The organism is Provencibacterium massiliense (assembly GCF_900169495.1).
Lineage (GTDB): Bacteria > Bacillota > Clostridia > Oscillospirales > Ruminococcaceae > Harryflintia > Harryflintia acetispora.
In genome coordinates this window covers 743,637-765,175 of record NZ_FWCH01000012.1, presented here as the reverse complement: position 1 = coordinate 765,175, position 21,539 = coordinate 743,637, and the positions used below count along the sequence as shown (strand labels likewise).

21 protein-coding genes and 1 other annotated feature are annotated in these 21,539 nt (G+C 58.2%); of the genes, 16 read left to right on the top strand and 5 right to left on the bottom strand.

Features of this window, described 5'->3' with window-relative positions; translation table 11 throughout:
* Window position 1: 1 nt before the first annotated feature.
* Complete coding sequence (locus tag B5477_RS08720; protein WP_079699332.1) at window positions 2-715, bottom strand: helix-turn-helix domain-containing protein; 714 nt, start codon at window positions 713-715, stop codon at window positions 2-4.
* 319 nt (window positions 716-1,034) lie between these two features.
* Here B5477_RS08720 and B5477_RS08715 point away from each other — a divergent pair, with 319 nt between their 5' ends.
* The 4 genes from B5477_RS08715 to B5477_RS08700 all read left to right on the top strand — a co-directional run bounded on the left by B5477_RS08715 (window position 1,035) and on the right by B5477_RS08700 (window position 4,432).
* Entirely contained in the window at window positions 1,035-1,688 is a 654-nt protein-coding gene (locus B5477_RS08715; protein ID WP_242942159.1) for a histidine phosphatase family protein, read from the top strand.
* Window positions 1,685-2,215, top strand: a complete 531-nt coding sequence (locus tag B5477_RS08710; RefSeq protein WP_200806043.1) for a cob(I)yrinic acid a,c-diamide adenosyltransferase — start codon at window positions 1,685-1,687, stop codon at window positions 2,213-2,215. Before B5477_RS08715 ends, B5477_RS08710 begins: the two co-directional genes overlap by 4 nt.
* A gap of 99 nt (window positions 2,216-2,314) precedes the next feature.
* The gene (gene leuB / locus B5477_RS08705) at window positions 2,315-3,463 is read left to right on the top strand and encodes a 3-isopropylmalate dehydrogenase (RefSeq protein ID WP_079699330.1); all 1,149 of its coding nucleotides are present in this window, start codon (window positions 2,315-2,317) and stop codon (window positions 3,461-3,463) included.
* 42 nt (window positions 3,464-3,505) lie between these two features.
* Window positions 3,506-4,432, top strand: a complete 927-nt coding sequence (locus tag B5477_RS08700; RefSeq protein ID WP_079699329.1) for a DUF975 family protein — start codon at window positions 3,506-3,508, stop codon at window positions 4,430-4,432.
* Window positions 4,433-4,488: 56 nt separating this feature from the next.
* On the opposite strand, the gene B5477_RS08695 is transcribed toward B5477_RS08700, so the two are convergent.
* The 4 genes from B5477_RS08695 to pheS all read right to left on the bottom strand — a co-directional run bounded on the left by B5477_RS08695 (window position 4,489) and on the right by pheS (window position 8,690).
* Complete coding sequence (locus B5477_RS08695; protein ID WP_079699328.1) at window positions 4,489-4,788, bottom strand: hypothetical protein; 300 nt, start codon at window positions 4,786-4,788, stop codon at window positions 4,489-4,491.
* Between the two features lie 147 nt (window positions 4,789-4,935).
* The gene (locus B5477_RS08690; protein WP_079699327.1) at window positions 4,936-5,181 is read right to left on the bottom strand and encodes an IreB family regulatory phosphoprotein; all 246 of its coding nucleotides are present in this window, start codon (window positions 5,179-5,181) and stop codon (window positions 4,936-4,938) included.
* 79 nt (window positions 5,182-5,260) lie between these two features.
* Window positions 5,261-7,642 (bottom strand): phenylalanine--tRNA ligase subunit beta, encoded by a 2,382-nt coding sequence (gene pheT, locus B5477_RS08685; protein WP_079699326.1) that lies wholly within the window; start codon window positions 7,640-7,642, stop codon window positions 5,261-5,263.
* Window positions 7,643-7,670: 28 nt separating this feature from the next.
* Window positions 7,671-8,690, bottom strand: coding sequence for a phenylalanine--tRNA ligase subunit alpha (gene pheS, locus B5477_RS08680; protein WP_079699325.1), 1,020 nt, complete (start codon window positions 8,688-8,690; stop codon window positions 7,671-7,673).
* Window positions 8,691-8,773: 83 nt separating this feature from the next.
* Window positions 8,774-9,034, bottom strand: a binding site (T-box leader).
* A 116-nt stretch (window positions 9,035-9,150) separates the two neighbouring features.
* Here pheS and B5477_RS08675 point away from each other — a divergent pair.
* From B5477_RS08675 to B5477_RS08620, 12 genes are all read left to right on the top strand, one after another.
* Entirely contained in the window at window positions 9,151-9,693 is a 543-nt protein-coding gene (locus B5477_RS08675; protein WP_079699324.1) for a DUF6106 family protein, read from the top strand.
* Window positions 9,690-10,070 carry a holo-ACP synthase gene (gene acpS, locus B5477_RS08670; protein WP_079699322.1) on the top strand — a complete coding sequence of 127 codons (381 nt, stop codon included), beginning with the start codon at window positions 9,690-9,692 and terminating at the stop codon, window positions 10,068-10,070. Before B5477_RS08675 ends, acpS begins: the two co-directional genes overlap by 4 nt.
* Complete coding sequence (locus tag B5477_RS08665) at window positions 10,051-10,926, top strand: NAD(P)H-hydrate dehydratase (RefSeq protein WP_079699321.1); 876 nt, start codon at window positions 10,051-10,053, stop codon at window positions 10,924-10,926. The genes acpS and B5477_RS08665 overlap by 20 nt, the downstream gene beginning before the upstream one ends.
* 27 nt (window positions 10,927-10,953) lie before the next feature.
* Complete coding sequence (locus B5477_RS08660) at window positions 10,954-11,490, top strand: hypothetical protein (RefSeq protein ID WP_132084028.1); 537 nt, start codon at window positions 10,954-10,956, stop codon at window positions 11,488-11,490.
* A 204-nt stretch (window positions 11,491-11,694) separates the two neighbouring features.
* On the top strand, window positions 11,695-12,057 hold the full coding sequence (locus tag B5477_RS08655; protein ID WP_079700438.1) for a type II toxin-antitoxin system PemK/MazF family toxin: 363 nt from the start codon (window positions 11,695-11,697) through the stop codon (window positions 12,055-12,057).
* A gap of 273 nt (window positions 12,058-12,330) precedes the next feature.
* A complete protein-coding gene (locus B5477_RS08650; protein ID WP_079699318.1) occupies window positions 12,331-13,737 on the top strand; it encodes a glycoside hydrolase family 10-like protein in 1,407 nt (468 codons plus the stop codon).
* A 44-nt stretch (window positions 13,738-13,781) separates the two neighbouring features.
* A complete protein-coding gene (locus B5477_RS08645) occupies window positions 13,782-17,420 on the top strand; it encodes an N-acetylmuramoyl-L-alanine amidase (RefSeq protein ID WP_079699317.1) in 3,639 nt (1,212 codons plus the stop codon).
* Between the two features lie 133 nt (window positions 17,421-17,553).
* Window positions 17,554-18,432 carry a DUF5685 family protein gene (locus B5477_RS08640; protein WP_079699316.1) on the top strand — a complete coding sequence of 293 codons (879 nt, stop codon included), beginning with the start codon at window positions 17,554-17,556 and terminating at the stop codon, window positions 18,430-18,432.
* Window positions 18,433-18,455: 23 nt separating this feature from the next.
* A complete protein-coding gene (locus B5477_RS08635; protein ID WP_079699315.1) occupies window positions 18,456-19,064 on the top strand; it encodes a J domain-containing protein in 609 nt (202 codons plus the stop codon).
* A gap of 27 nt (window positions 19,065-19,091) precedes the next feature.
* On the top strand, window positions 19,092-19,631 hold the full coding sequence (locus B5477_RS08630; RefSeq protein WP_079699313.1) for a hypothetical protein: 540 nt from the start codon (window positions 19,092-19,094) through the stop codon (window positions 19,629-19,631).
* A 174-nt stretch (window positions 19,632-19,805) separates the two neighbouring features.
* A complete protein-coding gene (locus B5477_RS08625; protein WP_079699312.1) occupies window positions 19,806-20,843 on the top strand; it encodes a tyrosine-type recombinase/integrase in 1,038 nt (345 codons plus the stop codon).
* Window positions 20,836-21,528, top strand: coding sequence for an endonuclease III domain-containing protein (locus B5477_RS08620; protein WP_079699311.1), 693 nt, complete (start codon window positions 20,836-20,838; stop codon window positions 21,526-21,528). Before B5477_RS08625 ends, B5477_RS08620 begins: the two co-directional genes overlap by 8 nt.
* Window positions 21,529-21,539 lie beyond the last annotated feature (11 nt).

Genomic DNA, 21,539 nt, shown 5'->3' with positions numbered 1-21,539 from the left:
TTTATCGCTTGGAAGCCTTGTAGCCGATCTTCTTTTCCGAGTTCTGGATCAGGTTGAGCAGGGAAGAGGAGAAGAGCGGGTATTCCTTGGCGATGTTCTCGGTGGTCATGTAGAGCGGCTCGGTATCCCTGATCGCTTCGAGGCTGTCCACCGTGTCCCCGCTGGCGATGGCCGAGGCCCGCGCCTCGCACATCTGCATCGAGGCGTCTGCAAAGTGGGTGGCCAGGGGCTTGGGGATCGAGAACATGGCCGATTGGTTTTTCGGGTTGGCGGAATGGACCACCCTAAACATCCGGTAAACGGCCAACATCAAAAAGGATGAAACCTCGGTGATGAGCTGCTTGTTCTTTGACTTGTCCAGCAGGTCAAAGAGGATATTGAGGGAGTTGGCGATCAGCTTTTTATTGAGCACCGGCAGGATTCCCGCCTTGGACGAGCCCCAGGTATTCTCCTTTCCGGCGCTGTCCGGCTCGGGGATGTCCTCGACGGTGAGCTGGGTTCCAGTCCGGTCGGGGGAGCGCCCGAGCAGGTAGTCGCAGGACACCTGGTAATAGTCGGCGCAGCGGGAGAGGAAAAGAAGCCCGCACTCCCGTATTCCTTTTTCATAGTGCGAGAGCAGCGCCTGGGAAATCCCCAGATCTGCCGCCGCCTGTTTTTGGGAAATGCCCCGTTCCTTGCGGATCAGAGTCAATACCCTCGGGAAATCGGTGTTCATAGCGAAACGCTACCCCCATCCAACGAAATGCCGCCGCCCGGAGCCCGGGTGTCTTTATGGCGAAAAGAAGCCCTCATTCCCTGAGGGCGGTCTGCCGCTGTAAGAAACAGCCGCAGGCTGTTTCTTACAATCCTGATGGCCGGTCTACGGCCAAGGCCATTTTATTGCTTCACCGTGCTCAGCAATAAAAATTTACTCTGCGTATATCCGATTATATTACAGGGCGGACGGTTTGTAAAGTGCTTCTTTGGGAATCTCAAGAATTTTGGTCGAAATATGTTAATAGATAGGTGATTTTTTGTTAACTTATAAGATACATTTGATCCGTCACGGCCTGACAAAGGGAAATGTCGGGGGAAAATACATCGGGCGCACCGATCTTCCACTCTGTGAAGAGGGCATAGAAGAGCTCAAAAAACTCAAAAACAAATATGAGTATCCCTCTGCCCAGATGGTGGTGAGCAGCCCCCTGAAGCGCTGTTTGCAGACGGCGGACATCCTTTATCCCGATCTCTACACCGAGAAATGGGAGGATTTCGTCGAGCTGGACTTTGGCGCGTTTGAGGGGAAGGGGATCGAAGAGCTGCAGCACGACGAGCATTTTTCCAAATGGCTGGAAAGCGGGATGCAAAATCCTCCGCCCGGCGGCGAGAGCGGCCTGGATCTGACCAAGCGGATCAGCGTGGGAATCAGCCGGCTCTTCAAAAAGATGATGGACGAGCAGCTCGGCTCGGTGGCGCTAATCACCCACGGCGGCGTCATTATGAACCTGCTTTACGGCATGGGGCTGCCCAAGTGCGAGATCTCCCAATGGGCGGTGGACAACGGCAAGGGCTACACCATCCTGATGACGCCGCAGTTCTGGATGCGCGACCGCGCCTTTGAGGTCTATGCGCCGCTGCCCTACGGGCTCAGCCAGGACGAGGTGCAGATGGATACGCTGCGCTTTACAAAGCCGGGGGAGAAGGCATGAACGAAAAAAAGGGCCTGATTCATCTTTATATCGGAAGCGGGAAGGGGAAGACCACGGCCGCGGTCGGGCTGTGCGTACGCATGCGCGGCACCGGACGGCAGGTGCTCTTCGCCCAGTTCCTAAAGGGACAGCCCTCCGCCGAGGTGGAGCCGCTGCGCCGGCTCGGGATCCAGGTGGAGCGCACCGACCCGGTCAAGAAGTTCATCAAGTCGATGAATGAGGAGGAGTACAGCGAGTGCTGCCGTTCCTGCCGCGCCCTGTTCGAGCGCGCGGAGCGTGCGCTGCAGAGCGGGGAATACGGGCTGGTGGCGCTCGACGAGGTGCTCGACGCGGTGGGGCACGGGATCATCGGCGAGGAGGAGCTCTTGCGGGCGCTGGAAAGCCGTTCCCCCACCACCGAAGCGGTGCTCACCGGCCGGAACCCCGGGCAAAAACTCTGCGAGCTTGCCGACTACATCAGCGATATGCAGGCTGTCAAGCACCCCTATCAAAAGGGGATCACGGCCCGCGCGGGAATCGAATATTAGATTGTTAGAAAATATTCACAGGTTGGTCTCATTTTCATCACCAACCGGCAATGTGAAGATGGCATTATAGTGAAGGATACATAGTAGGAGGAAGAGAAAATGGATATGAAAATCACAGTGCTCAAGGGCGACGGGATCGGGCCGGAAATTGTCGATGAGGCAATCAAGGTCCTCAAGGTGGTCTGCGAATGCGAAAACATCAACCTGACGCTCGACGAGCAGCTCATCGGCGGTGTCGCGATCGACAAGACCGGCGACCCGCTGCCGCAGGAGACCATCGACAGCTGCAAATCTTCGGACGCGGTGCTCCTGGGCGCGGTGGGCGGCCCGAAATGGGATGCCCTGCCGACCGACAAGCGCCCGGAAAAGGGGCTTCTGCGGATCCGTTCCGAGCTGGGGCTCTTCGCAAACCTGCGCCCGGCGCGCATATTCCCCGAGCTCTGCTCCAATTCTCCCTTAAAGGACAGTATCGTCCAGTCGGGCGTGGACCTGCTGGTGGTGCGCGAGCTTACGGGAGGGATCTACTTCGGCAAGAAGGGCAGCGAGCAGATTAACGGTGAGCAGTCCTCCTATGATGAAATGCGCTACAGCGAGCACGAGATCGAGCGGATCGCCCGCGCGGCCTTCGACGCGGCGGCCAAGCGCCACCGCAAGGTGACCTGTGTGGACAAGGCGAACGTGCTTGAGACCTCGCAGCTCTTCCGTTCGGTGGTCGCCCGGATCGGTGCAAAGGAATATCCGGACATCGAATTGAGTAACCTTTATGTGGACAACGCTTCGATGCAGTTGGTCAACAATCCCGGCCAGTTCGACGTTATCGTCACTGGAAACCTCTTCGGTGACATCCTCTCGGACGAGGCGGCCATGCTGACCGGCTCGATCGGTATGCTGCCCTCCGCGAGCCTGGGCGGCTCGGGCTTCGGGCTCTATGAGCCGATCCACGGCTCGGCGCCGGATATCGCGGGCAAGGGGATCGCAAACCCCTTGGCGACCATTCTGTCGGTGGCCATGATGCTCAAGCACACCTTCCAGATGACCATGCACGCCAAGGTGATCGAGGCGGCGGTCGAGGAATCGCTCAGCGTCCTGCGCACTCCCGACCTGATGCCGGCCGAGGAGGAGCCCGCACACAGCCTGGGCGGTTACATTACCGAGGTGTTCGGCACCCGCACCGGGTTGGAAACCGCCACCACCGGGGAGCTGGGCGACTTTGTCGCCAACGAAGTGCGCCGCGCGCTCGAAAAATAAACACGGTACCGTTTTCCGAACAAACATAGGAAGTGATTCACAATGAGTGTCCGTAGCAAGATTAAGTCCAACGCCAAGAAAGCGGTCTCCCAGAATTTTGTCAAGACGCTGACCGTCACAATTATCCTCTTTTGCATTGTGCTGCTCTACATCGTCCTCGTGATGATGGCCAACACGGTAATCGAGCTGCTCTCCTCCACGCTGGCGCTGCCGGGTATTCTGCGGGGTTGGGGCTACGTCTCCTCGCCCGCGGTGGTGGGCGCTTCGCTGCTGCTTCAGCTGATCCTCTTTTCCCCCCTGATGGTCGGCGCGGCCCGCTGGTTCTATCGGCTGATGGGGCAGGAGGGGAGCGACGTGTTCGACCTGTTCGAGTTCTTCTCCAGCTTCCGGCAGTATTTTGGTTCCTTCTGGCTGGAGCTCAATCTTACGCTCCGCTCCTTTCTTTATACCTTCCTCTTTACGCTGGTCCCCGTCGTGATCGTGGGGTTGGGGTCCTTCCTGGTCACCGGGGAATTTGGGAAAGCCATGGGCGGTCCGGCCGCTACCCTGGTGGGATCGATGCTCCTGATCGCCGGGGTGGTACTCCTGATCGTCAGCGCGATCTTTTCCTGGATTTTCCTCAAGCGCTATTTCCTGGCGCGGTATCTTTACAGCGGTGGGGAGTGTACGGCACGGCAGGCCATTAAACAATCTGTATATTTTATGCGGGGACGCAAGACCGAGCTGTTCTTCTTCGATCTGACCTTTTTGGGATGGTTTCTCGCCTGTGTGTTGATCGTGCCGTTCTTTTATGTCGCGCCCTATTATATGAGCTCCTGCGCGCTCTACGCGCGGTATTTGATCGAGTATGGACACCGTTACCAGCAGGCGGCACCGCAGCCGCAGCCGACCAAGGAGTTCGACTGCGCCCCGGACGAAGCGGCGGGGGATCCGGAAGAGCCGCAGTCCGGTGAAGCGCAGCCGCAATAGGAAATACAAAAAAAGAGGACCGCGGGGAATTCCCTGCGGTCCTCTTTAAATATCCATTATTTCTCTTCGAGATACCGGGCCAGCCAGATGGAGGCGATATTGAGCGCGTTATAGAGCCCGTTTTTTTCGGTCTTTTTGACGATCCGCTCCTTCGGGCCGTGGTTGGGGTTGGTGGAGAGGAGCTGCACCGAAACGCTGCCCGCCATCTGCACGCCGTCCAATTCGGTGGTGGAGAGGACTTGAAGCAGCGCCACGTACCGGTCCGCCATGCTGCCATAGTAGATGGTGTTCCCGCAGCGCACCAGCGGCTTGCCTTTATACGTCATCATCTGCGATTTCTCTTTGGTTTGTGCCATTGATACCGACCTCCTGTTATTCCAAACGATCCGTGATTGCGGATAGGTGTATGCCTAAGTTATTATTATATCATAGTATGGGAAATATTACAACCACTTATCCGGCTCAAAAGAAGGGCTCTCCTGAACGGAGAGCCCTTCTGTCTGTTAATCGTCGAGATAGGATTTGACCAGAAGCTGCAGCAGCTCGTCCCGGTCGATCCGCCGGATCAGGCTGCGCGCATTATTATAGGTCGTGATATAGGTCGGATCCTCGGAGAGGATGTATCCCACAATCTGGTTGATCGGATTGTATCCCTTTTGCCGCAGGGCATCGTATACGGTGGTCAGGATTTCCTTGACCTGTTTTTCCTTGTCCTCATGGATGGAAAACGATATGGTTGGCTCATGCATGACCATCACCTCACAGTGTTAGGATACATCAAATCAGCGTTTTTTTCAAGTAAACGTTCTGTGAACAAGCCCTGGGAGCTTATGCGCGTAAAGTGACGCCCAGCTGGGAGAGCGCCTTGAGGGTGCGCTTGACGGCAGCGTCGGCTTCCTCGTCGGTGAGGGTGCGGTCCTGCGCGCGCATCGAGATGGAGTAGGCCACGCTCTTCTTGCCCTTTTCGATCTGGGCGCCCTGGTAGACGTCGAAGAGCTTCACACTCTCCAAAACGCCTCCGACCGAGGCGCGGATCGTCTTTTCCAGCGTCGCCACCGGCATGCCCTCGTCACAGATCAGCGCGAGGTCGCGGCTGGAGGCGGGGAACTTGGGCAGCGGCACGAAGGTTTTTTCGTGGTCGCGGTTTTCGTACAGCAGGTCCACGTCCAGCTTGGCCGCATAGACCCGGGTGCCGATCTCATAGTTGAGGCAGACGCGGGGATGCACCTCGCCGATCACGCCGCAGACCTGCCCGCCGACCAGGATTTCGGCGCAGCGCCCGGGATGGAAGGAGGGATCGTCCTCCTTCTGGACGAAATCGTAATCCTTGACGTCCAGCGCCTCCAGCAACGTTTCGACGGCGCCCTTGATGGCGAAGAAGTCGTAGCCGTCCTGGTAGCACCCCAGGGTGATCTGCTTCTTTTCGACCGGAAGCTGATCGTCGCCGGTGGGGGTGTACTCGGTGCCGATCTCGAAGAGGAGCGCGGACTGGTTGCGATTGTTGTAGTTGCGCGAGAGGGTCTCGAGCATCGAGGGCAGGGTGGTGGTGCGCATGACACTGGTGTCCTCGCCCAGGGGGTTGAGGATCTTCAAAGAATCGCGCTCTTTGCACTGTGCCGGCAGGCAGATCTTGTCGTAATACTTCGGGCTGATGAAGGAATAGGTGATGATTTCGCTGAGCCCCTGGGCGAGCAGGGTGCGGGAGACGACGCCCTCAAACTTCTGACGCTCGGTGAGGTGGCCCTGCGCGCTGCCGCGCAGCGTGGTGGTCGGAATATTATTATACCCATAAAAACGCGCGATTTCCTCGGCCACGTCCGCTTTGGTCTCGATGTCGGCCCGGAAGGAGGGGACGGTGATGACACCGTTTTCCACCTTGAAGTCGATGGCGCGCAGGATGTTTTCCATCTCGCCGGTGGGAATCTCGATTCCGAGGAACTCGTTGATCCACTCGGGGGTCAGCGGCAGAGTGCGCGGCGTGTGGTCGGCGTTGTCCACGTCGATCATTCCCCCGACGACCTCTCCGGCGCCCAGCAGCTCGACCAGCTCGCAGGCGCGCTGTACGGCCGGGATACAGGTCTCGGGGTCGAGCCCCTTCTCGAACCGGGAGGAGCTTTCGGTGCGCAGCCCCAGCTTTTTGGAGGTGGTGCGGATCGAGCTGCCCTTGAAGCAGGCGGACTCGAAGACGATCATCTCGGTGTCGTCTGCGATCCCGCTGTACTCGCCGCCCATCACGCCGGCGACGGCCGAGGGCTTTTCGCTGTCGGCGATGACCAGCATCTGCTCGTCCAGCTTGCGTTCGATCCCGTCCAGGGTGGTCAGCGTCTCGCCGGGGCGGGCGTTACGCGCGATGATCTTGCCGTCCTTGACGTACTTGTAATCGAAGGCATGCATCGGCTGGCCGTATTCGAGCATGACGTAGTTGGTGATGTCCACGATGTTGTTGATCGGACGCACGCCGCTTGCGCGCAGCCGCTCGCGCATCCAGCGCGGGGAGGGCCCGATCTTGACATTCTTGACCATGCGCGCCACGTAGCGGGGGCAGAGCTCCGGGCTTTGCACTTCGACGCTGAGAAGGTTTTTGATGTCGTCCGTTTCCTTCTGCACCTTCGGCTGCGGGGCCACGAAGGGCACCTTGTAGGTCGCGGCGGCCTCTCTGGCAAGTCCCAGCACCGACAGGCAGTCCGGACGGTTGGAGGTGATCTCGAACTCGACGCAGGTGTCGTCGAGGCCGATCACCGGACGGATGTCGTCCCCCGGCTTGCCCTCGCAGTCCTCGCCCAGCAGGAAAATGCCCTCTTCTGTGCCGTAGGGGAAGTCGTGCAGGGTCAGCGCCAGCTCGGGCAGCGAGCACATCATGCCGTTGGAGAGCTCGCCGCGCAGCTTGCCCTTGCGGATTTTGACACCGTGGGGCAGGGTGGAGCCGTCGAGCGCGACCGGCACCAGGGCGCCGGGCACGACATTGTCGGCGCCCGTCACGATCTGGATGGGCTGCTCCTGGGCCACGTCGAGCATACAGACCACCAGCGAATCGGCATTCGGATGCTTTTCGACCGAGAGGACCTTGCCCACGACGACCCTGGAAATCTCGCTGCCTTCGACGGTATAGCCCTCGACCTTGGAGCCGGACATGGTCATCGCTTCGCAGAAATCGTGGATCGGCGCGTCTATTTTCACATAATCGGAAAGCCACTTCATCGATAAATTCATGTTCGTTCTTCCTTTCCTTATCTTTAGACTAGAACTGCCCGAGGAACCGCACGTCGTTTTCATAGAACAGGCGCAGGTCCTTGATGTTGTAACGGCGCATCACGATCCGTTCGAGCCCCATCCCGAAGGCGAAGCCGCTGTACTCGTCCGGGTCGATCCCGACGTTTTGCAGCACCTTCGGATGGACCATGCCGCAGCCGAGGATTTCGATCCAGCCCTCGCCCTTGCACAGGCTGCACCCCTTGCCCTGGCACTCGAAGCACATGATGTCCATCTCGGCGGAGGGCTCGGTGAACGGGAAGTGGTGGGGCCGAAAGCGCACCACCGTCTCGGGGCCGTAAAGCTCCTTGACGAAGATTTCCAAGGTCCCCTTGAGGTCGGCCATGGTGACCCCTTTGTCCACCACCAGGCCCTCGATCTGGTGAAAGATGGGGGAGTGGGTGGCGTCCACCGCGTCCGAGCGGAAGACCCGGCCGGGCGCGATCACCCGCACGGGGGGCTTTTGCTGCTCCATCACCCGAATCTGCACCGGGGAGGTCTGGGTGCGCAGCAGGATATTGTCAGAAATATAGAAGGTGTCCTGGGTGTCCCGCGCCGGGTGGTCCTTCGGGAGGTTGAGCGCCTCGAAGTTGTAGTAGTCGGTCTCCACCTCGGGGCCCTCGGTGATCGAGAAGCCCATTCCGAGGAAGATGTCCTTCACCTCGTCGAGCACCTGGTTGATGGGGTGCTGCTTGCCCAGCGGATGGCGGGTGCTGGGCAGGGTGACGTCCAGGCGCTCCTCGCGCAGACGGCGCTCCAGCTCCTGTTCCTTAAGCTGGGAGATGCGGGAGGTGATCTCGGTTTCGATCTTGGCGCGGATTTCGTTGGCCAGCTGGCCGATCACCGGCCGCTCCTCGGCCGAGAGGGAGCCCATCTGTTTCAGGATGTTAGTCAGCTCCCCCTTTTTCCCGAGAAAGCGCACCCGGATCTCGTCGATCTCCTTGAGGCTCTGCGAGCTTTCCAACGCCTCGTGTGCAAGGTTGCGGATGTTTTCAATTGCCTGTTTCATGAGGACAATTCTTCCTTTCTGTGTTTTATTTAGCCGGATATTTAAAATTGGGAATATACGAAAAAACGGCCCTTCATCCCTTATAGAGGGACGAAAGACCGCATATAAGCGTCTTCCGCGGTACCACCCGCTTTTTTGCCCAAAAAGGCAAACACTTTGCCGGGAGCCGACACTCCCGCCGTCCTGTAACGGGGCGAACCGTCGCGGCCTACTGAAACCATTGTCCGTTGAGCCGCGCCACTCGTGGGTGAACTTCGAGACAGATCCCCCTGGGCGGCTTTCAGCACTGCCGCGCCTCTCTGAAAAGGGGAGGGGTGTCCTACTCTCCCAGTCAACGTGTTTATCGCTGTTGGACAATATTTTAGCACAAAATTTGGGCGGGTGCAAGAAGAAAAGTAATTGAACGGGCTCTTTTTCTATGTTATACTAAACCTTAACAGACAAGTGGAGGTTATTTGCTATGTCCGATACATTTATGGAGTATTTAATCAAAAAACGTTCTACCCCGCGGGACCTTCTGCTGAAAGTTTTGATTATCCTGACCGGGATCGCACTGGTGTTCGCGCTCTTCTTCCTCTCGCCCCTACTCGGCTTCTTCTCGATGTTCGGGTACCTGGCCATCGCAGGAGCGGTCTATGGGATGTGGTATCTCGTCACCGCGATGAACGTGGAGTTCGAGTATGTGCTGACCAACGGCGACATCGATGTGGACAAGATCATCGCCCAGCGCAAGCGCAAGCGCCTGGTCTCTGTCAAATGCTCCTCCTTCGAGGAGCTGGGCAAGTATAAGGCGGCCGAGCACCAGAACAAGACCTATCAGACCAAGCTGATGGTTTGCAGCAATCCCGAAGACCCCGAAGTATGGTACGCGGTCTTCAACCACGCCAAGCTCGGGCGTACCCTGCTGGTCTTCAATGCGAGCGAGGCCATGCTCGAAAACATGAAGAAGTACCTTCCCCGCCAGCTTGCCTTCGAGGTCTTTGTCAAGAGGACGGCGCAATGATCGCGGTCGGCACCGACATTTTAGAGATCGAAAGGATGGAAAAATCCTTAAAGAACCCTCGTTTTTTAACGAGGGTCTTTTCTCATGCGGAAATCGAGTGGCTCAGGGAAAAGAATTTCCCGGCCCAGTCCGCCGCCGGGAATTACTGTGCCAAGGAAGCCTTCTCCAAGGCCCTGGGCACCGGGGTGCGGGGCTTCTCTCTCAGCGAGGTCTCGGTGCTGCGGGACGAATGTGGGAAGCCTTACCTGCTGCTGGAGGGAAGAGCCAGGGAAAAAGCGGCCGGGCGCTCTTTTTCGGTAAGTATCAGCCATTGCCGGCGGTATGCCACCGCCGTGGTGGTGATGGAGGAGGATCGAAATGCGCACGCTGCTGGATGAAAAAACCGTCTATTCGCATATTCCGCCGAAAGCGGACGATCTGCACAAGGGGAGCGCCGGGAAGCTCTACCTCGTCGCCGGGAGCCGCAGCTTTCGCGGCGCGGCGGTACTGGCGACTATGGGTGCGCTGCGCAGCGGCTGCGGCTATGTCTCCCTCGCCTCCACGCCCGAGGTGTGCAACAACATATCCCACCACCTGATCACCCCGACCCTGAGCGTACTGCCCGAAAACGCCGAGGGGCGCATCTCCCGCTCGGCGGCGCAGACCGTCCTGCGCGAGGCCGCCGGATACGGCGCGATGGTGCTCGGCTGCGGATTGGGGCTGGACGCGGACACCGAAGCCCTGGTGCGCGGGGTGCTTCCGCATTTTGAGGGCCCGTTGGTGCTGGACGCCGATGGCATAAATGCACTGGCGCACGGCATAGATATACTACGGGAAGCACCGGCAAAGGTGATTTTGACCCCGCACGAGGGCGAGATGGCCCGGCTGTGCCGCAGTACGATCGAGGCGGTCCACCGGGACCGCGAAGGGGCCGCGCGCACGCTGGCAAAGGATTACGGCGTCTGGGTGGTGCTCAAAGGCCCGCACACCCTGATCGCCTCGCCCGACGGGCAGCTGCTGGAAAACACCAGCGGGAACAGCGGCCTTGCCAAGGGCGGCAGCGGCGACATCCTCAGCGGGATGATCGGTTCTCTGCTCGCTCAGGGGCTCGATCCGCTCTGGGCCGCGGCTTGCGGGGTCTATCTGCATGGGGCCGCGGCGGACCTGACTGCCCGCCGGATGTCCCGCTACTGTATGCAGCCGCCCGACCTGCTGGACGATCTTCCCGAAATTTTCATCAGAAACGGCCGCTGAGGGCCTGTTCCGTGAGGGGAGTACTCTATGCGCAAACTGAAAACGAGGGGACTGATTCTGCTGGGCGCTCTGGCCATACTCTTTGCGGGGTGCGCGCAAAGGGGCGCTTTGGAAAAAAGCGGGACTGTCGGGCTGCCCGAGCAGATGGAGTGTGCACTGCAGCTGCATTATTCCGGACTGGAGCTAAAGGGGAGGATGACCCGCACGCTGGACGGGGAGCTGGCCCTCACGCTGGAACAGCCGGGGAACCTGTCGGGCCTGACGCTGGAGACCGCGCCGGAGGAGTACCGCACCGAATATGAAGGGATCCGCTTTGCGGTGGACCGCCAGGTGCTGCCGAAGACCTCGGTGCCGGGGCTGCTGAAATTCGCCCTGGACACCGCCAATGGCCTCTCGTTTAAAATCCCCTCCGGGAAGGCCCCCTATCAAATCGACCTGCAGACCGACTATGGCAAGATGGAATTGGTGGTCGACCGGGACGGTCAGGGAAAATTTTTACCCATCCAAATAACCATCGATAATCTGGAGTTTCAGGCGGTGTTTGACAGCGCCCCCACTACATAAAGAAGCAAAGCGCCCGGCCGAGAGCTATCCTCGGCCGGGCGCTTTGCTGTCAAATCCGCTTTGCCGGTAATATGATGAAAGTGGGAGGGCAGGCGCTGCGCCCTTCCGGGCGGTCAATCAATTTGACCGGCTTGAATAATCTTTTTGATTTGCGACCATGCTATAGATAGTTCAAAATAACACGAAAGGCGGAGCGTGATAGACGTGACTGTCAAAAGAGGAGAAATCTACTATGCGGACCTCAGCCCGGTAGTGGGTTCCGAACAGGGTGGCGTCAGGCCTGTATTGATAGTTCAAAACGACGTTGGTAATAAATTCAGCCCCACCGTGATTGCGGCGGCCATCACTTCCCAGAAGGAGAAGTCCAAGCTGCCGACCCACATCGAGCTCAATTCGCCGGACTGCGGCCTCTCCCGGGATTCCGTTGTCCTGCTCGAACAGGTGAGGACGATCGACAAAAGAAGGCTCAAAGAAAAAATGGGCAGGCTGGACGACGGCTCGATGACCAAGGTGAACCAAGCGTTGGGCGTCAGCTTCGGGCTCAATTTTTCGGGCGACGGGCACTAATATTACATAGGGAATATCGGTGCCCCCGGGCGTCCGGTGTGATGGGAATCCCCGTCACACCGGACGCCCCTTTTGTTTGTGCGGGGTTCTAAGCGCCAAGCGGTGCATCATAAAATAACAGGAGGGCAGCATTGGAATGACAAAAAGATTGACCTGGCGGGCGCTATGGTGTAAAATTATGCTGTATTTTTATGCGGATTTGACAGGACATCACGCGAAAAAAGACAAGCCGTATCAGATATTGTAATTGTAAATTGTAATCGGAGGTAACCCATGCGCAGACTTCTCACCACTCTTCTTTCGGCCGGGCTGATCCTGGTCATGACATCTTGTGCGACGAAGCCCGCTGACGAGACGCCTTATCAGACGGCCAGCGAAACCGTTACCATAGTCAGCCCGGCACTGGCCGAGACCGAATATCCGGCGGAAAACCCGCCGGCGGACGAGGACCCCGGCCTCGGAGACGAGAGCAGGGAGGAATCCTCCAGCTCGCAGCAGGCCGATGAGGGCGGGGAAGAAGAGGAGAGTGGTGTGACCGAGACGGCCGCCACTCAGACAAAACCCGCCGTGCAGAGCCCGGACGAGGTGCGCGCCGTCTGGTTCTCCTATCTCGAATTTGAAACCATGCTGAAGGGCCTCGGTGAAGAGCAGTTCCGCCAGAATATCTCCGGCGCCTTCGGCGAGGTTGCGGACGCCGGCTTCAACACCGTCTTTGTGCAGGTGCGCCCGAACGGCGATGCGCTCTATGATTCCGACTATTTCCCCTGGTCCTATGTCGCCAGCGGCGCCGAAGGGCAGGACCCCGGCTTCGATCCGCTGCAGGTGATGATCGAGGAGGCCCGCGCGCGCGCGCTTCGCATCGAAGCCTGGATCAACCCCTACCGGGTGCGCGCGAGCGGCAACGACAAGCCGCTGAGCTCGGAGAACCAGGCGCAGAAGTGGCAAAGCGAGGGCAGCGACGACGTCGTGTCCTTCTCGGGCGGCCTCTATTACAATCCCGCGAGTGAGAAGGCGCGTGAGCTGATCGTAAACGGGGTGCGGGAAATCCTGCTCAATTATGAAGTGGAGGGTATCCACTTCGACGACTATTTCTATCCCACCACCGAGGCTGCTTTCGACCAGGATTCCTATGACCGCTACAAGGCAGAAGGAGGGGAGCTCTCGCTGAGCAACTGGCGGCGGGAGAACGTCAATACGCTGGTGCAGCAGGTCTACCGGGCGGTCAAGGAAACGAAGAGCAGCGCCGTTTTTGGCATATCGCCCCAGGGCAACAACGAGAACAATTACAACAAGCAATTCATCGACGTGGCCAAGTGGCTGGCCAACGAGGGCTATGTGGACTATATCTGCCCGCAGGTCTACTTTGGCTTTGAAAACGAATCCGCCCCCTTCCAGCGTACGGTGGAAGAGTGGGACCGGATGGTGAAATCCGATTCCGTCAAGCTGTATATCGGGATCGCCCCGTATAAGCTGGGGCTCCAGGACCAGTGGGCGGGCAGCGGCTCGAACGAATGGATCGGCACTCGTGATCTGCTGTGCAAGATGGTAGAAGCCAGCCGGGAACAGGAGAGCTACGGGGGTTTCGCCATGTACCGCTACGCCTCCCTGTTCGCCCCGGATGCGGCGGTGAGCGGGCAGGTGGCGCAGGAGCTTTCCAATTTGAAGGCGCTCATGCAGTAAGGTTCTTTGACCGAATCAAATGCAGGAAAGGGTGAGAGAACGGCTTGGAGCGCTTTTTCAGAAATAAGACCCTGTTCACCGTCATCATCGTACTTATATTTCTCGTCATGACCGGTCTCATCGGCGCATTGTCGCTCTTTGCGCGGGACCTTTTTCCCTTTGCGGCCCCCGTAGGCGCTTCCTCTTCCTCCTCGCAGGCAGAAAGCCCGCGGGAGGAGGGCGGCTCCGCCGTGCAGGGGCCGCAGTTTGCTGCGCCCTCTTCTAAGGAAGAATCGGACGAGCCCTCCCAGGAGGAATCCGACTCCGAAGACGAAAGCGCCGGGGAGGGCAGCTCCTCCGAGGAAGAGGAAAGCTCGAGCTCCAACGGGGAGTCCTTCGACCCCGCGCTCGGGGAGGAAGAGGAAAAAGACGAAAATAAAGAGGAGAACATCCATTATAACGTCCCGGACGAGATGCGCGCGGTCTATCTCACGCCGGGGGTGGATTATCCCACCAGCGGCGGCGCGCAGGCAATCGAAGAGGGGATCGCCAAAGCGCTCGAGTCGGCGAAAGCCCTGACCATGAACGCGGTGGTGGCGCTGCCCTATGGTGATGGGAAGGCCATCTACCAGACCGGGGAGATGCAGCCGGCCACCAACGAGATCGACATTCTGCAGACCATCGTGGACAAGGCGCGCGAGCAGGATATGTACGTCTACGCCGTCTACGAGGCGAGCACCGTCGACCAGGGCGGAAACGCTGTGCGGCAGGAGAGCGTGGACACCGGGGTGATCGACTTCGCCGCCGAAAACGCCGCCAAATTTGCTGACAAGTATCAGCTCGACGGGATCCTGGTCGACAGCTATTACAACGAGACGCTGCCGGATTCTTATGCCGGTTACATAAAATCCGGGGCCGGGATCGGCTACCGGGAATATATGCGTTCCTACAGCGAGGCGCTCTTTACGGCGGTCAGCGGCGCGATCCGGGAGAGCGCCAAGGGCACCCAGGTCGGGATCGTGGTGGACGGGGTGTGGGAGAACGCCGCCGCCGAGCCGGAGGGCACCCAGACTGCGGCCCAGTTTACCGCACTCAGCGGCGGGAACGCCGACACCAAAAAATTCGTCACCGAAAAGCTGGCCGATTTTGTTGCCCTGCGCCCGGGCGGCTATACCGACAGCGGGACCGAGCCCTTCCAGGAGGTCGCGCAGTGGTGGTCCAAGGTGGCGCAGGCGAGCGGCCTGCCGCTCTATGTCATTTATCCCGAGGACAAGGTCTGCACCGACGCACCGGGCTTCTCCTCGCCTGACGAGATCGCCCAGCAGGTGATCTATGCCCAGGAGTGCGAGGCCTACGAGGGCGGGATCTTCAACAGCCTCTTCCGTCTCATTGAGAACCCCCAGACCAGTACCGACCTGCTCATCAAGCTCTTCAAGCACGAGGTCAACGTCGACCATGTCCTGACCGAGCTGGCCGTCACCAAGCCGGACCAGATGGAGTTTTCCACCTTCGAGCCGGTAATGGTCTTCCGCGGCGCATCCGACCCGAACTTCGAGGTCAGCGTCAATGGCGAGGTGCTGGACACCGATGAAAACGGATACTTCACCACCACCCAGGACCTCGAGCCGGGGCTCAACACCTTCACCTTCGAGCACAAGGGCAAGAGCCAGGTCTTTAAAATCACCCGCAATGTGCAGATCATCAAGGAGGTATCCCCCACAGGCAGCGTGGCGCTCGAAGGCGGGATGAAGCTGCAGATCACCGCATTGGCCTACGAGGATGCGGCGGTGTCGGCATCGCTGGGCGGAGCCTCGATCCCGATGAGCAAGGACACCTCGATCGACGACAGCACCGACGAGGACAGCTCCTACGTCAAATTCGTTGGGGAGTACACCGTGCCCGCCGCCACCGGGAAGAAGCAGAATCTCGGGACGCTCAAAATTTCCGGCCAGTGGCAGGGGATTTCGGACAGCAAGGAGGGGGCCTCGATCTCGATCAACCCGGTGGTCGCCGCCGGGGATGGGGATCTGATCGTTGTGACCGCCGAGGCGGCCAAGACCTTCCCGCCGGACAAGCTGGGCAACGAGACCGATCCGGCCTATTTCCCGCTGCCCAAGGGGACCAAGGACTATACGGTGGGCGAGATGATCACCTATAAAAACGGGGACGACACCTATAAATATTATAAGCTCCAATCCGGGGTGCGTGTCTATGCCGACGACATCAACAAAACCTCCGGCGAGCTGTCTACTGGAAATGTGATCGAGTCGATGAAGATTACCAGCGACAAGCGGTACACCTATGTCACGCTGGATACCCAGCAGCCGGTGCCCTATACGGTCAGTTATTCCAGCAGCGGGATCAAATTTGACTTCAAATACACCTCCTCGACCCCCAAGTCGCAGAAGGTCTCGGACAACCCGGTCATCCGTTCGGCCGACTGGTCGGAGGGCACCCTTTCCCTGGGCTTCACCCAGTCGGGCTCCTTCCTGGGATACCACTCCTATTACAAGGGGGACAAGCTGGTGCTGCGCCTGACCAACCCGCCGACCTCGATCTCGAACGTGCGGATCGCCATCGACCCGGGGCACGGCGGCAAGGACAAGGGGACTGCCGGCTACTATCCGGACGTGAGCGAGGCGGAGATCAACGCGGTCATCGCCGAGAAGACCGCCGAGGCGCTGGCGGATAAGGGGGCCGAGGTCAAGCTGATCAAGACCGACCCCTATCTCACCCTCAATCAGCGCCTGGAGGCGGCCAGGGCCTACGATGCGAACATCTATATCAGCATCCATTCCAATTCCTCGGTGAACACCTCGGCCACCGGCAGCGAGGTCTATTACTTCTATCCCTTCGGGCAGACGCTCGCAAGCATCTCGTCCAAACAGGTATCCAATGCGCTGGATACCGACAACCGCGGCGCCAAACAGGCGCGCTATTGGGTGACCACCGACAGCCGGTTCGCTTCGGTCCTCATCGAGTGCGGCTTTTTGAGCAACAAGAGCGAATACAAAAAGCTGACCAAATCCTCTTACCAGGACAAGGTGGCCGAGGCAATTGCGGATTCGGTCGCTTCCTATGTCAAAACCATCAGCACCGGGATATCGGGCGGGAACGACGACCCGATCGACGAAGACGAGGAAGAAGATGAGAGCAGCGGCTCGGGCGACGGTTCGGTGAGCGGAGTGTCTCTGAGTAAATCCAGCGTCAAGCTCAAGGTAGGCGAGACTTACCGCCTCGAGGCGCAGGTGAAGCCTTCGGACGCCGAAGATACCCGGGTGGAGTGGGAATCGGACGATGAGGATGTCGTCAACGTCTCTTCGAGCGGGAAGCTGAAGGCTGTCAGCGAGGGCAGCGCCACCGTCACGGTGACCACCCGGGATGGGGATTACACCAAGAAGTGCAAGGTCGAGGTGGTTTCCGACGACGAGGACGATGACAATGATGAGGAGATCGAGGACATCGAGATCACCGAGTCGCGCGTGACCCTCGAGGAAGGGGACACCTACCAGATCGAGGTGGAGATCACGCCATCCTCCCTGGAGGACGATGCCGAGCTGGAATATGAGTCGGACGACGAGGAGGTGGCGACCGTCTCCTCAAGCGGGAAGGTCCGGGCGCGCGGGGAGGGCACCGCCGTCATCACGGTGAGCACCACCGACGGGAGCGAGCTGAGCGACCGGATCAAAATTACCGTGGAATAGGCGGGAGGCGCCCGCTTGCGGGCGTCATAATCCTGATATTTACACTTTGTTAATCAAAAAGTGTGAAGAGTGATGTAAAATAATATTTGTTTAGACCGCGGTCGGTCGATCAATGCAAGGGTGTGTTTGCCGGGTGTTCGGATATATCAAACCGTGGAAGCCGCAGCTTCGTATCTGTGAATTCGATACCTACAAGGCGATCTATTGTGGGCTTTGCAAGCAGCTCTCGCATTCCTACGGCCCCTTTGCGAGGCTGACGCTCAGCTATGACTTCACCTTTTTGGCGCTGCTGGATATGGCGTTAAAAGACGAAAGCCCGCAGTTCAAGACCGAAAATTGCCTGTATAACCCGCTCAAAAAGAAGCCCTGCTGCGTCAGCTGCCAAAGCCTGCATTACAGCGCTTCGGTGGCGATGCTCATCTACTACTATAAAATTCTGGATAATATCCAGGATGAGAGGTATCCCCAAAAGCTGCTCTACCGCCTGGCGCTGCCCTTTGCACGCCGTGCACGAAAAAAGGCGGCGGCCGAATATCCAAAGCTTGATCGGCGAATTGGGGAGCAGATGAAAGATCAGGCCGCTCTTGAGCAAAATAATTGTGATAGTGTCGACCGGGCAAGCGAGCCGACTGCCAATTGCCTGGCCTTTCTTTTTGAAGAACTCTCACAGGAGGAAGGGGAGCGCCGCGTGCTTTCCCGCCTAGGGTATCTGCTCGGGCGTTGGGTGTACCTGTGCGATGCGCTCGACGACATCGGGGAGGACATCGCGAAAAAACGCTACAATCCCTTTGTGCTGCGCAGCGGCGCGCCAAACGGCCTGCCGTTGGACAGACTCAGGGAGGAAGCCGTCTTCTCGCTCAACCTCACGATGGGGGAGATTGTCAAATCCTTCGATCTTTTGCGGCTGCGCCGCTATGAGGGGATATTATCCAATGTGATCAATCTGGGGCTCAAGGCCACCGTGCAGACGCTGGCCAGCGGCCCCGAGACAGAAAAAGATACAGGTGTGTAAATCTGGCAGAAGGGGAAGAATCAATGACCGATCCATACAAGGTATTAGGAGTTTCGCCCAATGCGACCGACGAGCAGATCAAGGAGGCTTACCGGGAGCTGGCGAGAAAATATCATCCGGACAGCTACCAGAATAATCCGCTGGCCGACCTGGCGTCGGAAAAGATGAAAGAGGTCAATGAAGCGTACGACAGCATTATGAAAATGCGTCGTAACAGCGGTTCTGCCCGCTCCGGCGGCACGTCCGGCGCCTTTTCGGATGTGCGCAGGCTGATCAATCAGAACCGCCTGGTGGAGGCGGAGGAGCTGCTGGGCGGCGTACCGTCGGCCAATCGGGACGCCGAATGGTATTTTCTCAAGGGCAGCGTTTTCTATTCCCGCGGCTGGCTGGACGAGGCGTTTAACCACTTCGCGCAGGCCTGTCGGATGAATCCGAACAACCCGGAGTACACTGCGGCCTATAACAACCTGATGTGGCAGCGTCAGACCGGACGTCCCGGCACCGAGCAGGGGCCCTACCGCCAACCGGGAAACATGGCGGGCGGCTGCAGCGCCTGCGACATGTGTTCCGGGCTGATCTGTGCGGACTGCTGCTGCGAGTGCATGGGCGGCGATTTGATCCGCTGCTGCTGACGGTGGAAGACAGGGGAGGGGACACAGGTGAAAAAGAGCACCCAGGTCGCCATGGGCGGCATCTGCGCCTCGCTCTGCCTGTTTTTGATGTTCATGACCTGCATGTTCCCTTTTACGCAATTTGCCTTTCCGGCGCTGGCGGGGATCGTGCTGATCGCGGTGGTATTTGAAAACGGGCGCCCGACGGCCACGCTGGTCTATGTGGCAGTCTCAATCCTGTCGCTGATCATCGTGCCGGTAAAAGAGGCGGCCTTTCTCTTTGTCGGTTTTTTCGGGTATTATCCGATTATCAAGTCAAAGCTGGAGCAGCTTCGGCCGCGGCTGATTGAATATCTGGTCAAGTTTTTGATCTTTAACGCCTCGGTGATCGGCTGTTATGCCATCCTGATTTATATTATGGGCATTGACGAGGTACTTGAGGAAACCGGGATGTTTGGGCAGTATTCGTTGCTGGTTTTGATTTTGCTCGGCAATATTATGTTTATTATATATGATTTCGCCATTACCAACCTGACCTATGTTTATACCAGTTGGTTTAGGCCAAAGATTTTGCGTAAGATTCAGTAGCGCGCGGGCTGCAAATGCAGCTCCGCGCTTTTTTCATGGCTTCGCCTGTGCCCGGCAATATTGTGGTTGTTTGGGGGAAGAGAGGTTTGACAGGAGGAAAAAAATATGATATAATTTCGCTAAAGAAAAATTTAGCGAAATAGAGGGAATCAAAAACGGCAAGGAGGCGACATGATGTCCAATCAGGCATTTGCGGACTGTCCGCAGTTGTTGCGGGACTTTCTCTTTTATATGCAGACCATCCGCGGACGATCCCCAAAAACGGTCGAGGCTTATCACGTTGACCTGCGGCTCTTTTTGCGTTATATTATGTTTGTAAAGATTCTTCACAGTGACCCCGGGCTTTCGATCGATGAGATTGACATCACAGGGCTTTCCAACAATGTGATCTGTTCGGTGACGCTCTCGGATGTTTACGCTTATCTCAACTATACCCTCTCCGAACGAAAAAACAACGCCAATACCCGTGCGCGCAAGGTTTCGGCACTGCGCTCGTTCTATAAGTACATCACAACAAAAACACAGTTTTTGGAAGAAAATCCCATGAAGGATTTGGAAATGCCTTCCACCAGACGGGCGATGCCGCGGTATCTGACCCTTGAGGAAAGTTTGGAGCTTTTGGTCAATCTTCCGGAGGGGAAAAACTATGAGCGGGATTATTGCATCATTACTCTGTTCTTAAACTGCGGTATGCGCCTGAGCGAGCTGTGCGGGATTGACGTGCAGGACATCCGGGACAATTCGCTGCGGCTGCTGGGCAAGGGCAACAAGGAGCGGGTGGTCTATCTGAACGATGCCTGCCTGAACGCCTTAAAACAGTACATCAAGGTACGCAAGCCCTCCAAAAAGGAGCCGAATGCCCTGTTCGTCTCGGGCCAGGGGCGGCGGATTACGCCGCGCCGGGTCGAGCAAATCGTGCAAAGCGGCCTCGCCGTCTCGGACCTGGACGGCAAGGGTTACTCGCCGCATAAGCTGCGGCATACGGCGGCCACCCTGATGTACCAGCACGGCGGGGTTGACATCCGGGCGCTCAAGGAGATTCTGGGGCATTCCAATCTGTCCACCACGGAGATATACACCCATGTTTCGGACAAGCAGATCGAACGGGCTGCTTCCCTGTCCCCGCTGGCCAACGTGAAGATCAAAACCGAGCGCCAGAGGGCTCTGCAGGCGCTGGAACAGAATAAGAAAAAGGAGCATGAGGATGAATAAGCTGCAAAAGAAAGCGTTGATGGCGGTGGATTTGCTGGAACAGGCGTATCCGGATGCCATCTGCTCGCTGGAGCACGATATGGAAAAGCCGCACGAGCTTTTGATGTCCACCCGGCTGTCGGCGCAGTGCACCGATGCGAGGGTCAATATCGTGACCAAGGAATTATTCCAAAAATATAAGACCATCGACGACTTTGCCGAGGCGGATCTTGAGGAGCTCGAGCGGATTGTCCATCCCTGCGGGCTGTATAAGACCAAGGCACGGGACCTCAAAAATATGGCGGTCATGCTGCGCGACGTCTACCAGAGCCAGGTACCGGACACCATCGAGGAGCTGGTCAAGCTCCCCGGCGTGGGCCGCAAGACGGCCAATCTGGTGGTTGGCGACATTTACGGCAAGGATTCGGTGGTCTGCGATACCCACTGTATCCGGATCACCAACCTGCTCGGGCTCTCCAAGGGCAAGGACCCATATAAGGTGGAGATGCAGCTGCGGGAGATTCTGCCGCTGGACCGTTCGGGCGATTTCTGCCACCGGCTGGTCCTCCATGGACGGGCGGTCTGCGTGGCCAACCGGCCGCAGTGCGATCGATGCGTGCTCAACGTCTGCTGCGACCATTTTGCCGAGCTGCAAAAGGCTCAGAAGAAAGCGAAACCCAAAAAAGATAAGGCGGCGGCCCTATAGAAACAGAGACG

Coding starts and splice junctions, on each gene's coding strand:
- B5477_RS08720 (WP_079699332.1), bottom strand. CDS start 715: ATGAACACCGATTTCCCGAGGGTATTGACTCTGATCCGCAAGGAACGG.
- B5477_RS08710 (WP_200806043.1), top strand. CDS start 1,685: ATGAACGAAAAAAAGGGCCTGATTCATCTTTATATCGGAAGCGGGAAG.
- leuB (WP_079699330.1), top strand. CDS start 2,315: ATGGATATGAAAATCACAGTGCTCAAGGGCGACGGGATCGGGCCGGAA.
- B5477_RS08700 (WP_079699329.1), top strand. CDS start 3,506: ATGAGTGTCCGTAGCAAGATTAAGTCCAACGCCAAGAAAGCGGTCTCC.
- B5477_RS08695 (WP_079699328.1), bottom strand. CDS start 4,788: ATGGCACAAACCAAAGAGAAATCGCAGATGATGACGTATAAAGGCAAG.
- B5477_RS08690 (WP_079699327.1), bottom strand. CDS start 5,181: ATGCATGAGCCAACCATATCGTTTTCCATCCATGAGGACAAGGAAAAA.
- pheT (WP_079699326.1), bottom strand. CDS start 7,642: ATGAATTTATCGATGAAGTGGCTTTCCGATTATGTGAAAATAGACGCG.
- pheS (WP_079699325.1), bottom strand. CDS start 8,690: ATGAAACAGGCAATTGAAAACATCCGCAACCTTGCACACGAGGCGTTG.
- B5477_RS08675 (WP_079699324.1), top strand. CDS start 9,151: ATGTCCGATACATTTATGGAGTATTTAATCAAAAAACGTTCTACCCCG.
- acpS (WP_079699322.1), top strand. CDS start 9,690: ATGATCGCGGTCGGCACCGACATTTTAGAGATCGAAAGGATGGAAAAA.
- B5477_RS08665 (WP_079699321.1), top strand. CDS start 10,051: ATGCGCACGCTGCTGGATGAAAAAACCGTCTATTCGCATATTCCGCCG.
- B5477_RS08660 (WP_132084028.1), top strand. CDS start 10,954: ATGCGCAAACTGAAAACGAGGGGACTGATTCTGCTGGGCGCTCTGGCC.
- B5477_RS08650 (WP_079699318.1), top strand. CDS start 12,331: ATGCGCAGACTTCTCACCACTCTTCTTTCGGCCGGGCTGATCCTGGTC.
- B5477_RS08635 (WP_079699315.1), top strand. CDS start 18,456: ATGACCGATCCATACAAGGTATTAGGAGTTTCGCCCAATGCGACCGAC.
- B5477_RS08625 (WP_079699312.1), top strand. CDS start 19,806: ATGTCCAATCAGGCATTTGCGGACTGTCCGCAGTTGTTGCGGGACTTT.
- B5477_RS08620 (WP_079699311.1), top strand. CDS start 20,836: ATGAATAAGCTGCAAAAGAAAGCGTTGATGGCGGTGGATTTGCTGGAA.